The organism is Bacillus sp. CZDM1, assembly GCF_055502545.1.
The window spans coordinates 140,112-155,651 of record NZ_JBUESO010000006.1 but is presented as its reverse complement, the minus strand read 5'-3'; the positions used below and the strand labels follow the sequence as shown (position 1 = coordinate 155,651).

Below are 15,540 nucleotides of genomic sequence, written 5' to 3'. Positions count from 1 at the left end.
TTTGAATGAGGGTGGTGAGAACCTATGGCATCATTACGCGATATAAAAAATAGTATTAATTCTACAAAAAAGATGAGTCAGATTACCAAAGCAATGGAGATGACTTCTGCAGCTAAATGGAACCGTGGAGTTATGAATGCAAAGGCATTTGTTCCTTACATGGAAAAAATCCAGGAAGTTACGGTAGCAGTCGCAATGGGCAGTAAAGGGATTAATCATCCTATGCTTCAATCTCGTCCTGTTAAGAAAACGGGTTATATTGTTATGACTTCTGACCGTGGTCTGGCTGGTGCTTTTAACAGTAACGTGATTCGACGTGTGTTTCAAACAATCGAAAACCGTCACAAGTCGAAAGATGAATACTCGATCATTGCAATCGGTCGTGTAGCGCGTGACTTTTTTGTTAAGCGCGGCGTTAATGTCGATCTTGAAATTGTTGGAGTATCGGATCAGCCGAACTTCGAAAGCGTTAAAGATATTACCAGTAGTACGGTAGGTATGTTCTCCGATGGAACCTTCGATGAACTTTACTTATTTTACACTCATTATAAAAGTGCCATTACGCAAGAGGTTATCGAGAAGAAGCTGCTTCCTTTAACGGATATTACAACGACTTCAAAACTGACTTCTTATGAATTTGAGCCATCTGCAGAAGAAATTTTGGACGTTCTCTTGCCTCAATATGCTGAGAGCTTGATTTATGGCGCTCTTTTAGACAGCAAAGCAAGTGAGCATGCAGCCCGGATGACGGCAATGAGAAATGCTACTGATAATGCGAAAGAAATGATCAAGAATTATTCACTTATCTACAACCGTGCTCGTCAAGCAGCGATTACGCAGGAAATTGCGGAAATCGTCGGCGGTGCCGCAGCACTCGAGTAGAATCTATATTTTTAAAAACGAACCCCAATTAGGGGCCTTGATAAGTTCTGCATGACGGGAATGTGTTCAGCGTTCCCGGCTACATATCAGGACTATAACGTGTTAAGTGTGATTCACAGGTTCCTTATTAAAAAAGGGGTTTGTGAAAAAGTAAGATAGGAGGGAAAATAATGAATAAAGGACGCGTTCTTCAGATTTTGGGTCCGGTTATTGACGTTAAGTTTGAAAACGGTCAGCTTCCTGAGATTTATAACGCTTTGCGTATTGAGTACAAAGCGCAGAATCAATCTGAAGTTGATATTAACTTAACTCTTGAAGTAGCCCTTCATTTAGGTGACGATACGGTTCGTACGATTGCAATGGCATCGACTGATGGTGTAATGCGTGGAATGAATGTTGTTGATACAGGTGCAGCTATTTCTGTACCGGTTGGGAACGTAACGCTTGGCCGTGTATTTAACGTATTAGGTGAAGTAATTGACCTTAACGAGGAAATTCCAGCGAGTGAGCGCCGTGATTCGATTCACCGTGAAGCTCCAACGTTTGAAAATCTTTCTACTGAGGTAGAAATTCTTGAAACGGGTATTAAAGTTGTAGACTTACTTGCTCCTTATATTAAGGGTGGTAAGATTGGTCTATTTGGTGGTGCCGGTGTAGGTAAAACTGTACTTATCCAGGAATTAATTAATAACATCGCGCAAGAGCACAGCGGTATTTCTGTATTCGCTGGTGTTGGTGAGCGTACACGTGAAGGTAATGACCTTTATCATGAAATGACGGATTCAGGCGTTATCAAGCAAACGGCGATGGTATTCGGACAAATGAACGAGCCGCCAGGAGCACGTATGCGTGTTGCCTTGACTGGTTTGACGATGGCTGAATATTTCCGTGATGAGCAAGGACAGGACGTTCTTTTCTTCATGGATAACATTTTCCGTTTCACGCAAGCAGGTTCGGAAGTGTCGGCGCTATTAGGCCGTATGCCTTCTGCCGTAGGTTACCAGCCGACGCTTGCTACTGAAATGGGTCGTTTACAGGAACGTATTACTTCTACTAATAAAGGTTCTGTTACATCGATCCAAGCGATTTACGTACCAGCCGATGACTATACGGATCCGGCTCCGGCTACAACCTTCGCTCACTTAGATGCAACAACGAACCTTGAGCGTAAGCTATCTGAAATGGGTATCTACCCTGCGGTGGATCCACTTGCTTCGACTTCTCGTGCCTTGTCACCAGAAATCGTTGGCGAAGAACATTACAATGTAGCGCGCCAAATACAATCAACCTTACAGCGTTACCGTGAATTACAGGACATTATCGCGATTCTTGGTATGGATGAGCTTTCTGATGATGATAAGTTAGTGGTGCTTCGTGCACGTCGTGTACAAAACTTCTTATCACAGAACTTCCACGTTGCTGAACAGTTTACTGGACAGCCGGGATCGTATGTACCAGTAAAAGAAGCGGTTCGTGGTTTTAAAGAAATCCTTGAAGGTAAGTATGACCACCTTCCAGAAGACGCATTCCGCTTAGTTGGACGTATTGAAGACGTAGTGGAAAATGCAAAACGCATGGGTGTAGAGGCCTAAGGCCTGTCAGGAGGGTAAAAAATGAAGACGATTGAAGTCAGTGTTGTTACTCCGAATGGCCCGGTGTATGAGTCAGATGTGGAAATGGTTATTACGAAGGCTCAAAGTGGTGAATTAGGTATTTTACCTGGACATATTCCAATGGTTGCTCCTTTAGCAATTGGGGTAGTCCGCATGAAGAAGAATGGCAAGGAGCAGGATCTTATTGCGGTGAGCGGCGGCTTCCTTGAAGTCCGTCCTGATAAAGTAACAATCCTAGCCCAAGCCGCTGAAAGAGCAGAGGATATTGACGTTGAACGTGCACTAAGAGCGAAAGAACGTGCCGAGCAGCGTATGAAAGAGCAGAAAGTGGAAGACATCGACTTCCGTCGTGCTGAATTAGCCCTGCAGCGTGCCATTAACCGTCTGACGGTTACAGGAAAACAATAATAGTTATGAATCAAACCCCTGCTGGTCGACGGACTGGCGGGGGTTTTTTGTCTTTTTAGTGGACGATGGTAGGTGTGTCAAAAAATAATTAACAGAATCTTTAAAAGTATTTGACTTGTTTAGTTAATGGTTATATAATCTCAGTAAGACATCATATGATGTCATATAACCATTAGGGGGTAAAGTAATGAAAACTGAACATGTTAACCAAATTGCTGCTGCTATAAATGCAGTTAAAGCAACAGAAGTGAAAAACGTTTATTTTGTGGCTTGTGGAGGTTCAATGGCATCCCTTGCTACTGGGGATTATTTCTTAAACAGAGAAATTGAGATTCCAAGTAGAGTTTACACTTCAAATGAATTTGTTCATGTGAACCCGCCAGGACTTGGTGAAGGAAGCGTTGTGATCCTTCGTTCACATTCAGGGACTACACCAGAAACGGTTACAGCAGCTAAATTCGCCCGAGAAAAAGGCGCAGTTACGATTGCGATTTCCATGGAAGTTGATTCTCCACTTTGTCAAGAAGCCGAGTATACCGTTCATTACAACTATAAGGATGGCTCAGATGCGATTGACGGAGAAACGGGTATATATTACAGCTTAATTTTCGGTATTTTGAATGCGGTTTCACAAAATGAAAAATACGAAAGAATATTAAGCCAATTAAATAATTTGGAAACTCTTTTTGAATCAAACAGAAAATTGACCTATGATCGTGCATTCCAATTTGGAAGCGAATACAAGCGCGATAAATTGATTTATACAATGGGAAGCGGTGCTTACTATCACCAGGCATATTCTTTTACAAGCTGCTTGTTAATGGAAATGTTATGGATCCACTCTAATGCGATTCATTCTGGCGAATACTTCCACGGACCATTTGAAGCAACTGACTTTGATGTGCCGTTCCTAATTATTAAAGGAGAAGGCGCTACTCGTCCATTAGATGAAAGAGCGATTAACTTTGCACAAAAATTCAGTAAAAAAGTTGAAGTGGTTGATGTAGCGGAATTGGATTACACAGGTATTGACGAAGATCTAAAAGAATACTTTGGTCCAGCTCTTGCAGGTGTTGTATTACGTCAATATGCAGATGGATTGGCAGAGCATACAGGTCACCCGCTTTCCGTAAGACGCTATATGTGGAAAATGGACTATTAATCTGTCACTATTCATCACTTACAACTCGGATTCAACATGATAGATTATAAGAAAGATTTTCTACTATACTTATGGGAAACAGTTTTCCAAGTGGAAAAGGTTCAGTTGAAGGTTAATCTAATCTACGTTGATGACTAGGACACTTAATTGAACTCACTCCATTTCATTATTTTAAAATTTATAATCAGAATATTATAAAGGGAGTGAAAAAATGAAAAGATTTTTAGCAATTTTCATGACAGTTCTTTTATTAGCATTAACAGCTTGTTCCTCCTCAGCAGGAAACGAAGAAAAAAAATCATCGGATAAAGATGTAGTGGAAATTGATTTCTTCCATAGATGGCCGAATGAACCACGGAAATCTTTCTATGATCAGAAAATTAAAGAATTTGAAAATGCTAATCCAGGGGTTAAGATAAAAGTCAATTCTGTTTTAAACGATTCCTACAAAGAGAAAATTAGAGTGCTCGTTTCTAACGACGATCTTCCAGATATTTTCTCATCTTGGTCTGACTCATTTGCTGAAAATCTTGTATCATCTGAACGTATTATGGAGTTAGATGATATTTTAGCAGAGGATTCTGAGTGGGCAGGAAAGTTAATTGAGTCTCAGTTTGCAGGTTTTACATTTGATGAAAAGAGGTATGGTGTACCATTTACGGTTGACGGCAAGGCATTCTTTTATAATAAGGAAGCTTTCAAGAAAAATAATCTTGAAGTTCCTAAAACCTATAAAGAATTTATCGCAGTTCTAGATGAATTACAGGATGCTGGTTATGAAACGCCGTTAGTAGAGGGTTTAACCAATGGATGGGCGATTTCGCATTACATGGGAACTATTTTCCAAAGGGTTGTTGATCCTGCTGTAACAGCAAAAGATTATAATGTCGAAACAGGTGAGTTTACAGATCCAGGTTATATTAAAGGATTAGAAATCTTCAAGGAACTTACTGATTATATGGGAGATCTCTCAACTGCAATTGACCACGAGGCTGCAAGAAATATGTTCGCTAGCGGTGAAGCACCAATCGTTTACATGCAGTTTGCTGAAGTTAAAATGGTAGAAGATCAAGGTATGACAGATTTCGGTTTCTTTGACTTCCCTGAAATTGAGGGTGGTAAAGGTGATTCTAAGGCACTTACTGGGGCACCTGAAGGATGGATGTTAAGTAAAAATGCACCAAAAGAAGCAGTTGATTTCTTGAAGTTCTTAACATCTGAAGAAACTGCTTACGATTTCACAAAAACAGATGGACAATTGAATGCCGTACAGGGAGCTGTTGATGAAGGCAATACTTCTCCTGCCAGATTAGAAGCTTATGGGCTCGTAACAAATGCTTCTGCAACTACACCATGGTTTGATAATGCTGTTAATATCAATATTGCCGATATTTTCATGAGAGGCGGACAGACATTAGCAAATGAGCAAACGACTCCAGAAGACATTATGAAGGAAGTAAAAGCTGAAGCAAAACGTTTGAAAAAGTAGAATGAATTCCCCTTCCCCAAGATTTGAGGACAGTGTTGCTCGAATCTTGGGGAAATCTAACCGAGTCAAAAATATTAGGGGTGGGGTCAATGCAAAGAAGAAAATTTAATATTATCCCTGTACTATTCTTATTGCCGAGCATCGCCTTGCTGCTCATATTTGTCTATATTCCGCTTATACAAAATTTTTATAATAGTTTTTTTGATTTTTCAGTTTTTTCTCAAACAAAAACGTTTGTTGGTTTGGAAAATTTTAAAAACCTATTAGCCGATAAAGTAGTAAGTGTTGCACTTCTCAATAACGTTAAGTACGCAATCATTTCTGTGATCTTACAGGTCGGACTTGCTTTAGTGTTAGCTTATATCTTGGAAGATAAATTATTTCACAGAGTAGCCCCTTTCCTTAGGGTCGTTTACTTTATGCCGGTTATGATTTCCATTTCTGTTGTTGCTTTACTTTTTGGATTTGTTTACAACCCGCAAATGGGACTTTTAAACAGTTTCCTTGAATTAATTGGTTTGGAAAACCTGAAAGAGGTATGGCTAGGCAATTCTGAGACGGCCATTTATTCCGTTATTGCCATGTCACAATGGCATAGTATTGGGTTTGTTACCCTCTTATTTATTGTTGCGATTCAGAAAATTCCGAAAGAGCTTTACGAAGCTGCTAATATAGATGGTGCTGGAAAAATTAGAATGTTTTTTAGCATTACAGTACCACAAGTAAGAGAAGCTATTTTTGTAAACACATTAATTACGATCACTGGATCTATGCTCGTTTTCAACGAACCTTATATTCTGACGAATGGCGGACCAGGCTTTAGTTCGACGGTTATGTCTGTACATATGTATCAGACTGGATTTGTGAAAGATAACATGGGCTATGCTTCCACACTGGCGATTATTATCTTTATTTTGACAGCGGTGCTGGCGCTTATTCAAATTAAACTGTCTCGCACGGGAAAGGATGATTAACATGGAGCAGGTAATAAAACCATCTGTGGAGCAGGTAATAAAACCATCTCGGAAACTACGAAAATTTAGTATCGGCCGATTTGTCACCATGTTAATGTTGGCGGCTTTTGCAATCGCCATCCTTTATCCGCTTCTTTGGATGGTTATCTCTTCGATGAAGAGCTATAATGAGATCTTCAATGATGTCTGGGGCTTACCTAGTACTTGGATTGTTGAAAACTACTCAATTGCCTGGTCAAAAGGTATATCCGGCTATTTTATGAATAGTTTGTTCGTTACAAGTGTAACCATTATTGCGGTTCTGATTATTGGCTCGATGGCGGCATTTGTACTAGCCAGATATAAGACAAGATGGATTGACATTGCGCTGATTTTTACTATCGGCGGAATGATGATGAATCCACAGGTTGCCTTAATTCCATTGTTTAATATCCTTACGAATCTAGATTTAATCAATACCCATTGGGCGTTAATTTTAACGTATATTGCGTATCGATTGCCATTAACGATTTTGCTTTTGAGAGGGTATTTTTTAAGTATTCCAAAAGAATTGGAAGAGTCAGCCATTATTGATGGATGTACGGAATTCGGTATCTATCGAAGAATCTATTTGCCGATGTCCGTGCCCATTTTATTGACAACGATTGTATTGACTGCATTCTTTGCATGGAATGAGTTCTTATTTGCCACAGTCTTTATTGATTCAGAAATATTGAAAACGATTCCATCGGGATTAATGAACTTTAGAGATGCCTTACGGACAGATTGGGGCGTACTCCTTGCGGGGATGGTACTCGCTTCGCTTCCAATGATTGCGCTGTTAATCTTCTTGCAAAAGTATCTAGTTCAAGGACTATCTGAAGGATCTGTAAAAGGTTAAAGAAAGGATGAGCATGTTGAAGATTATTTCAATTGGAGATAATGTGGTCGATTGTTATTTGGATCAGGGGAAGTATTATCCTGGCGGTAACTGTGTCAATGTCGCTGTGAATTGTAAGCGTTCAGGAGCAGAATATGTAGGATATATTGGGATTTTTGCCACCGACGATAAAGCAGCCCATTTGAAAAGCGTTCTAGAACTGGAAGGTATTCCTTATCACCGATCACGTGTGGCAGAAGGGATCAGTGGACAACCCCGCGTAAATCTTACCGAGGATGGCGATCGTGTATTTGTAGGCGGGCCAAAGAATACGGTGCAACATACCTTAAAATTAAAACTTACTCCTGAGGACTATGAATACATTAAAGAGTTTGATGTTGCTCATACTAGCTGCTATAGTTCAATGGAGGAAGAACTTTCAGGCTTGGCGCAGAATATTAATGTATCCTATGATTTCTCGGATAAATATAATGCCGCTCAGCTTGAAAAAGTTTGCCCTTATATCAAACATGGGTTTTTCTCGGGTGCTCATTTAAGTGATGAGGAACTGGAAAGCTTAGTTGCGGACCTTGGAAAATACGATTTGGAAACAGTCGGTATTACCAGAGGGTCCAAGCCTGCTCTTTTTATTCACAAAGGTAACAAGTATAGACAAGAAGTAATTGAAACTGAAATCGTTGATACGATGGGAGCAGGGGATAGTTTTATTGCTGGATTTTTAACAGCCTTCTACAAGCAGAAAGACATGAAAGATGCCTTAGTCTTTGCCGCTGAACGAGCAAGCGTTACTTGCGGGTTTTATGGCGGTTTCGGCTACCCGAAGGATTTAGAATAGTACAATTGATAGCCTAACGCCACAAGGTTAAGGCTATTATTTTTAGATAAAAAGATAGTCTTATAATCATTTTCTTATTATAATTACTATAAAAAGTAAATTTTAGAAGAGGTAACTTATGAATAAGGAAAAATCTGTTGAAACAGAGAGCCCGGTGTTTTTGTATGATCAGGTAAAGCATGGCATTATGGAAATGATTAATTCGGGAAAAATTGCTTCCGGCCAAAGACTGCCGAATGAGAAGGAATTATGTGAAGCCTTCGACACAAGCAGAATTACCATTAGGCGAGCGTTGAAGGAACTTGCAAGTGAAGGGGTCATTGAAATCATTCATGGAAAAGGGACCTTTGTCAAAAACGTAAAACAAAAAATCCATATTCTAAATTTGCAAGGCTTTTCGGAATTGTCAGTAGCGACAGGGGATGGTAATTTCACAAAAGAAATTTTGGTCAATCAAATTGAAACCGCTGACAAAGAACTTATGCAGCATTTTGAACGTAATGAGCCATTTGAGGTGGTGAAGCTTGTGCGACTAATAAAGGATGGAAACAATATCTTTAGTGTTGACTTTGCCTATTTACCTTGTGATATATACCCTGGCATTTCTGAAAAAATAAAGGATAATGTTTCAACCTTTAAAGTTATACATGATGATTACGGAATAAAGTTCGGCAAAGCGCGGAAGGAAATGGAGTTTATTCTTCCTCCTCAAGATTTAAGCAAGCTACTTCAGGTCTCTAGAATGGAAACCGTCATTCAAGTTAAGAAAGTAATAAAGGATGATCGTGAAAGACCGGTACATTACTCCGTGTACTACCTCCTTGCTAATAAAGTAAACTTTTATATTGACGTCGATATGGACAGTGATCTTGATTTAACGTAATAATGTAAAACAAAGACCTTTGGCTGGTGGCATAGGTCTTTTTTGTTTTGGCTTTTAGGCTAGGGAATTTGGGACAGTGGTGCAGGTACTGATGGATTTGATAAGGCAGGTAAACAAATGGTTTATGCAGGTGACTGTTAGAAAAATGCAGGTAGGAGTGTGAAAAGGGCAGATAGAGGAGGGGGAATGGCAGGTAAGGGGTGGGGGTGCAGAAATTATGGGGGATTTGAGATGGGGAATGGGGTTTTTACGCATATTTGTGATAGTGAAAATGACGATGGCCAGTCTTACGACTGGCTTTTTGTGTTTATTGGGTGGTGGGATTTAGTTAGGCAGATAAACAAATGGTTTATGCAGGTGAAGTGAGGAAAAGGGCTGGTAGGAGTGTGAAAAAGGCAGATAGAGGAGGGAGAATGGCAGGTAAGTGGTGGGGATGAGGATATGATGGAGGATTTGTAATGGGGACTGGGGTTTTTACACATATTTGTGATAGAGAAAGTGACGATGGCCAGTCTTCCGACTGGCTTCTTTTCAGGTTTATAAGGTGGAGGAATTAATTAGGCAGATAAACAAATGGTTTATGCAGGTGAAGTGAGGAAAAGGGCAGGTAGGAGTGTGAAAAAGGCAGATAGAGGAGGGGGAATGGCAGGTAAGAAGTGGGGATGAGGATATGATGGAGGCTTTGTAATGAAGAGTGGGGTTTTTACACATATTTGTGATAGAGAAAATGACGATGGCCAGTCTTACGACCGGCTCTTTTCAGGTTTATAAGGTGGAGGAATTAATTAGGCAGGTAAACAAATGGTTTATGCAGGTGACTGTTAGAAAAATGCAGGTAGGAGTGTGAAAAGGGCAGATAGAGGAGGGGGAATGGCAGGTAAGGGGTGGGGGTGAGGATATGATGGAGGATTTGTAATGAAGAATGGGGTTTTTACACATATTTGTGATAGAGAAAATGACGATGGCCAATCTTACGACTGGCTCATTTCAGGTTTATAAGGTGGAGGAATTAATTAGGCAGGTAAACAAATGGTTTATGCAGGAGAAGAGAAGAAAAGGGCTGGTAGGAGTGTGAAAAAGGCAGATAGAGGAGGGAGAATGGCAGGTAAGAGGTGGGGATGAGGATATGATGGAGGATTTGTAATGAAGAATGGGGTTTTTACACATATTTGTGATAGAGAAAATGACGATGGCCAGTCTTACGACTGGCTCATTTCAGGGTTTAATAGGGACGGAATAATTAGGCAGATAAACAGATGGTTTATGCAGGTGAATGAAAGAAAAATGCAGGTAGGAGTGTGAATTAGGCAGGTGTAGAAGGGGGAAATGCAGGTACGTAGGTTGGGAAGGAACTTGGTCCGCCTTCCGAATGTTATTTGTAGGGAGTTAGTAGGATGTTGATGATATTTATTACATTTTAATAGAAATTATTGAATGATTTGGTTTATTGTGAATATGATGGTGGTGATGATGTACAAGGGTCCTTTGGTAATGTTGGATTTTGGTAGGTTGTTTTTTTGTATATATAGGTATGATTCGGTGAAGGTTTTATGACAATTCTCACTGACAATAGCGGTTTTTTGTTGTTAAATGTCGATATAGGGATAAAACACGGCTCTTTCGAGCCTACTTCTATGCACGTCATCTTTCGCTCCGCTGCAGATCACGTGCACCTAAGTTCAAGGTTTCACGGTTCGCTCTTGCGTCATCTCTGAAGTGATTTCAGGGAGCCTTTTCTGCGAGATCACGCAAACGCTCAGGGGGGTGGGGCCCTTGTGTCGCCAAACCAGACTGCGAAGAAAATTGGAAATTCTATCGCCATGTGCTAACGCACATTGCGCTTCCGCTATCGCGTAAGCTTGCAAAACTGCCCAATCCAAGGCGATTTTGCGAGCGAGCTCACAATCGCTTGGATTGGGCAGTTTTGCGGCGATAGAATTTCCAATTTTAATGGGGTGGTGTTGTCGACACAGGTTTGTAACAGTGCTATAATGTTATCGGTTACAAGTTTCATTTGTATGAAAATTTTCAACATTGGAGGGATGGACTTGGAACTTTTGAATTTATATCAGAATAATTATCTGATAGTTTTTGTGTTCCTCTGTCTTGGGGTGCTGCTGCCGTTGGTGGCTTTATTTTTGGGTAAGTTTTTGCGTCCTCATAAGCCGAGTGTCGAGAAGTATACTACTTATGAGAGCGGTATTGATCCTTTTCACGATTCCCGTGTACAGTTCAATGTCCGCTATTATATTTTTGCCCTTATGTTTGTTATTTTTGATGTAGAGACTGTATTTTTATACCCATGGGCGGTTGCCTATGATAAGCTGGGGATTTTTGCGTTAATTGAGATGTTGATTTTCGTAATTATGCTGTTAATTGGCTTAATCTACGCTTGGAAGAAGAAGGTGCTACGATGGACTTAAAACTAGATGACCTTTCACCAGAGGAAATGAGAGAGTTAGAACGAAATGTATTTTTTGCGACGCTGGAGCAAATTAAGGCTTGGGCACGAAGTAATTCTTTGTGGCCGATGACTTTTGGTCTGGCTTGTTGTGCGATTGAAATGATGGGTACGGGTGGAGCGAACTATGACCTTGACCGGTTTGGAACTATTTTCCGTACGTCGCCAAGGCAATCGGATTGCATGATTGTGTCTGGTACGGTTACGAAGAAGATGGCGCCGATTGTTCGCCGTTTGTATGATCAAATGCCAGAGCCGAAATGGGTTATTGCGATGGGATCTTGCGCAACTGCAGGGGGACCGTATGTGAAGTCTTATGCCGTTGTGAAGGGTGTCGATCAAATCGTCCCTGTTGATGTTTATATCCCTGGATGCCCGCCAAACCCGGCCGCATTAATTTATGGTATTAATAAATTAAAGGAAAAGATTCGCTATGAGGCGAAGACTGGGAAGAAGGTGATCTAACCGATGAGCGGGGAAAAGGATCTCGATCAATTGAAAAAGGAAGCCGTTGCAAAGGCAAAGGCGGAAGCTTTAGCGAAACGTCAGGCAAAGGCTGCAGGTGAATCTGCTGATGCTCCAAGGCAGGAGGACAAACCTTCTGAACAAGCGCTAGGTCAGCCAGCCCAAACAGCGGGAACGCCTGCTGAAGATGGTGCGGACCTTGCGAAGAAAAAAGCAGCGGCGGCAGCGAAGGCGAAAGCGGCTGCATTAGCGAAGAAAAAACGTGAAGGTATTGTAGAGGAAGAAGCTCCTGCTCCGGTTGAAACGACACCAGCTTCAGCCCAAACGAGCGATGATGGAGACGATCTTGCTAAGAAGAAGGCAGCGGCGGTAGCGAAAGCCAAAGCGGCGGCAGCGGCAAAGCGTAAAGCGATGGAGTTAGCGGCAGGTAATGCACCGGCTGAAGAAACTCCAGCACCTGAAGCCCCAGTAGCAGCTAAAACGAGCGAAGACGGAGACGATCTTGCGAAGAAGAAAGCGGCAGCGGTAGCGAAGGCAAAGGCGGCAGCAGCAGCGAAACGTAAGGCAATGGAGCTTGCGGGTGAAGGTGCACCAGCTGATGAACCAGCAGGAGATGACGCGAAGGCGAAAGCGGCAGCAGCAGCAAAAGCCAAAGCAGCGGCGGCAGCGAAAGCAAAGGCAGCAGCAGCGGCTAAAGCGAAGGCAGCTGGTATCGGTGAGGCGGACACTGCGGCGGGCGGCGATGATGAAAAAGCGAAGGCGAAAGCGGCAGCCGTAGCGAAAGCAAAAGCAGCGGCAGCAGCGAAGGCGAAAGCAGCAGGGGCGGCAAAAGGCGGCGACGTATCGCCAGCCGATACGGCCGAGCAGCCATCACCAAATCAGCCTTTCTTGGACAAATATAGGAAGGTTATTGAAGAAAACTTGGGCGCGGATGTTTTAGAAGATTCTTATATTAATAAATTATCGAAAGACGTTCCAACACTCGTTGCGAAGAAAGATACATATTTCAAGGTAGCTCAGTTTTTAAAATATAATGAGCTCCTAGGGTTCGATTATCTATCTGAGCTGCATGGAACAGATTTTGTCACACATATGGAAGTGTATGTTCACTTATTCTCATACAAAAATCGCCAATCCGTGGCGTTGAAAGTAAAGATTGACCGCGATGAACCAACAATCGAGTCCTTGCAGCCAATTTGGGCAGGTGCTGACTGGCCTGAATGTGAAGCTTATGATTTACTAGGAATTAAGTTTACCGGACATCCGAATTTACATCGGATTATGCTAGGAGAAGATTGGGTTGGCCATCCACTGCGTAAAGATTATAAACCGTATGATGTGGAGGTGTAACCAATGATCAGAACAGAAGAAATGCTGCTTAACGTCGGTCCTCAGCATCCTAGTACGCACGGAGTATTCCGGCTTGTCGTCAAAATCGATGGGGAAATCATTACCGAAGCAACCCCTGTCATCGGTTATTTACACCGCGGAACAGAAAAGCTGGCGGAAGACCTGCAATACACCCAGATTATTCCTTACACGGACCGGATGGACTATTTGTCCGCAATGACAAATAACTATGTCATTTGCCATGCCGTTGAAACGATGATGGGGATTCAAATTCCTGAACGTGCCGAATACCTTCGTGTCATGGCAATGGAATTAGGGCGTATCGCGAGCCACCTGGTTGCCTGGGGAACATACATCCTCGACCTAGGGGCGACAAGTCCGTTCATCTATGCGTTCCGTGACCGAGAAATGATTATCAATATGCTTAATGAATTATCAGGTGCGCGCTTGACCTTTAATTATATGCGTGTAGGCGGGGTAAAGTGGGACGCTCCAGAAGGCTGGGTAGATGGAGTAAGGGAATTTGTTCCTTATTTGCGCGAACAGCTGAAAGGCTACCATGACCTTGTATCAGGAAATGAAATCTTTTTAGACCGGGTAAAAGGGGTTGGCGTTTATTCAAAAGAAGAGGCCATCAACTATTCACTCAGCGGTCCAAACCTTCGCAGTACCGGCGTGAAATGGGACCTTCGTAAAGATGAGCCATATTCGATTTACGACCGCTTTGATTTTAACATTGTCACAAGGGACGAAGGAGATTGCTTGGCACGCTATCATGTGCGCCTAGATGAAATTGGAGAATCCTTGAAAATCCTTGAGCAGGCCTGTGAACAATTCCCTGCTGAGGGCGAGATTATGGCTAAAGTGCCAAAAATTATCAAAGCACCAAAAGGGGAAGCCTTTGTAAGAATTGAATCTCCACGCGGAGAAATTGGCTGCTATATCTCAAGTGACGGTAAAAAAGAACCGTATCGCTTGAAGTTTAGAAGACCATCATTCTATAATCTGCAAATTCTCCCTAAATTATTAGTAGGCGAAAACATTGCAAACTTGATTGCGATTTTAGGGGCAGTTGACATTGTCCTTGGGGAGGTGGACGGCTAATGGTAGAAGAGTTGCTCCAATCAAGTCCAGGCTTGATGAACTTTGGAATCTTCTTTTTACTCGCAGTTGTCTTACTATTAGTAGTCTTAGGTTTCGTAACCTATGCGATATTAGCAGAGCGAAAGGTTTTAGGATACATGCAGGCCCGTCACGGCCCAAACCAGCTCGGCGGTAAGTGGGGATTATTGCAAACCGTAGCAGACGTTCTGAAACTCTTACTAAAAGAAGACGTTATTCCAAAGGCAGCCGACAGGCCGTTATTTATCATTGCGCCAATCATTGCCTTTACTCCAGCCTTTATGGTCCTCGCGACCATCCCGTTTACGGACAAATTCCAATTTGCCGATATCGGGGTAGGATTGCTCTATTATATTGCCGTATCCGGAATGACAATCTTCGGAATGGTTCTCGGAGGCTGGGCGTCTAACAATAAATATGCGCTTCTAGGGGGCATGCGTGCAGGCGCACAGATGATCTCCTACGAAATTCCACTGGTTATGTCCGTTTTAGGTGTCATTCTCTTAACGGGAAGCTTGAATTTAACGGATATTGTTGTACAGCAGGAGCATGGCTGGTTCATTCTTTATCAGCCAATCGCGTTTATCGTGTTTTTCATCGCTTCGATTGCAGAATTAAACCGGACACCATTTGACCTTCCTGAATCAGAGAACGAACTGGTTGCCGGATACTTTGTTGAGTACTCAGGATTCCGCTGGGCATTCTTTATGCTCACAGAATACGTATACATGTTTGCGATGTCATCACTAATCACCGTCATCTTCTTAGGCGGATGGCTGCCGCCGCTCGATATCCTTGGATTTATCCCAGGTGCCGTATGGTTTGCACTCAAATTTTGCGTCGTTGTCTTTGTTTACATGTGGCTGCGGGCCACACTTCCACGTTTTAGAATCGACCGATTAATGGAATTCGCGTGGAAAGTACTATTCCCAGTCGCATTAGCAAACATATTCTTAACAGCGCTAATCAAAACATTATTTTTCTAAGATTTTTTGAAAAGGAACCTCATGGGGCGT

At 42.1% G+C, this 15,540-nt stretch carries 17 protein-coding genes; all 17 read left to right on the top strand.

Annotated elements, in window-relative coordinates; genetic code table 11:
* Positions 1–24 precede the first annotated feature (24 nt).
* Complete coding sequence (gene atpG, locus ACY3XC_RS15710) at positions 25–882, top strand: ATP synthase F1 subunit gamma (protein WP_179158057.1); 858 nt, start codon at positions 25–27, stop codon at positions 880–882.
* Between the two features lie 170 nt (positions 883–1,052).
* Positions 1,053–2,474: a F0F1 ATP synthase subunit beta gene (atpD, locus tag ACY3XC_RS15705; RefSeq protein ID WP_464869385.1), complete on the top strand. Its 1,422-nt coding sequence runs from the start codon at positions 1,053–1,055 to the stop codon at positions 2,472–2,474.
* A gap of 21 nt (positions 2,475–2,495) precedes the next feature.
* Complete coding sequence (locus ACY3XC_RS15700) at positions 2,496–2,903, top strand: F0F1 ATP synthase subunit epsilon (protein ID WP_179158059.1); 408 nt, start codon at positions 2,496–2,498, stop codon at positions 2,901–2,903.
* Between the two features lie 187 nt (positions 2,904–3,090).
* Complete coding sequence (locus tag ACY3XC_RS15695; protein ID WP_464869384.1) at positions 3,091–4,065, top strand: SIS domain-containing protein; 975 nt, start codon at positions 3,091–3,093, stop codon at positions 4,063–4,065.
* 211 nt (positions 4,066–4,276) lie between these two features.
* Positions 4,277–5,554, top strand: coding sequence for an ABC transporter substrate-binding protein (locus ACY3XC_RS15690; RefSeq protein WP_464869383.1), 1,278 nt, complete (start codon positions 4,277–4,279; stop codon positions 5,552–5,554).
* A gap of 89 nt (positions 5,555–5,643) precedes the next feature.
* Positions 5,644–6,528 (top strand): carbohydrate ABC transporter permease, encoded by an 885-nt coding sequence (locus ACY3XC_RS15685; RefSeq protein WP_464869382.1) that lies wholly within the window; start codon positions 5,644–5,646, stop codon positions 6,526–6,528.
* 1 nt (position 6,529) lies between these two features.
* A complete protein-coding gene (locus ACY3XC_RS15680; RefSeq protein WP_464869381.1) occupies positions 6,530–7,408 on the top strand; it encodes a carbohydrate ABC transporter permease in 879 nt (292 codons plus the stop codon).
* Positions 7,409–7,421: 13 nt separating this feature from the next.
* Complete coding sequence (locus ACY3XC_RS15675; RefSeq protein ID WP_464869380.1) at positions 7,422–8,243, top strand: PfkB family carbohydrate kinase; 822 nt, start codon at positions 7,422–7,424, stop codon at positions 8,241–8,243.
* Positions 8,244–8,361: 118 nt separating this feature from the next.
* The gene (locus ACY3XC_RS15670) at positions 8,362–9,126 is read left to right on the top strand and encodes a GntR family transcriptional regulator (RefSeq protein ID WP_464869379.1); all 765 of its coding nucleotides are present in this window, start codon (positions 8,362–8,364) and stop codon (positions 9,124–9,126) included.
* 186 nt (positions 9,127–9,312) lie between these two features.
* On the top strand, positions 9,313–9,492 hold the full coding sequence (locus tag ACY3XC_RS15665) for a hypothetical protein (RefSeq protein ID WP_464869378.1): 180 nt from the start codon (positions 9,313–9,315) through the stop codon (positions 9,490–9,492).
* 556 nt (positions 9,493–10,048) lie between these two features.
* Positions 10,049–10,201, top strand: coding sequence for a hypothetical protein (locus ACY3XC_RS15660; RefSeq protein WP_464869377.1), 153 nt, complete (start codon positions 10,049–10,051; stop codon positions 10,199–10,201).
* 68 nt (positions 10,202–10,269) lie between these two features.
* Entirely contained in the window at positions 10,270–10,428 is a 159-nt protein-coding gene (locus tag ACY3XC_RS15655) for a hypothetical protein (protein ID WP_464869376.1), read from the top strand.
* Between the two features lie 746 nt (positions 10,429–11,174).
* Complete coding sequence (locus tag ACY3XC_RS15650) at positions 11,175–11,549, top strand: NADH-quinone oxidoreductase subunit A (protein ID WP_095247549.1); 375 nt, start codon at positions 11,175–11,177, stop codon at positions 11,547–11,549.
* A complete protein-coding gene (locus ACY3XC_RS15645) occupies positions 11,540–12,052 on the top strand; it encodes a NuoB/complex I 20 kDa subunit family protein (RefSeq protein ID WP_179158069.1) in 513 nt (170 codons plus the stop codon). Before ACY3XC_RS15650 ends, ACY3XC_RS15645 begins: the two co-directional genes overlap by 10 nt.
* Positions 12,053–12,055: 3 nt before the next feature.
* The gene (locus ACY3XC_RS15640; protein ID WP_464869375.1) at positions 12,056–13,402 is read left to right on the top strand and encodes an NADH-quinone oxidoreductase subunit C; all 1,347 of its coding nucleotides are present in this window, start codon (positions 12,056–12,058) and stop codon (positions 13,400–13,402) included.
* A 3-nt stretch (positions 13,403–13,405) separates the two neighbouring features.
* Entirely contained in the window at positions 13,406–14,506 is a 1,101-nt protein-coding gene (locus ACY3XC_RS15635; RefSeq protein WP_179158071.1) for an NADH-quinone oxidoreductase subunit D, read from the top strand.
* Positions 14,506–15,510 (top strand): NADH-quinone oxidoreductase subunit NuoH, encoded by a 1,005-nt coding sequence (gene nuoH, locus ACY3XC_RS15630; protein ID WP_464869374.1) that lies wholly within the window; start codon positions 14,506–14,508, stop codon positions 15,508–15,510. Before ACY3XC_RS15635 ends, nuoH begins: the two co-directional genes overlap by 1 nt.
* Positions 15,511–15,540: the final 30 nt, after the last annotated feature.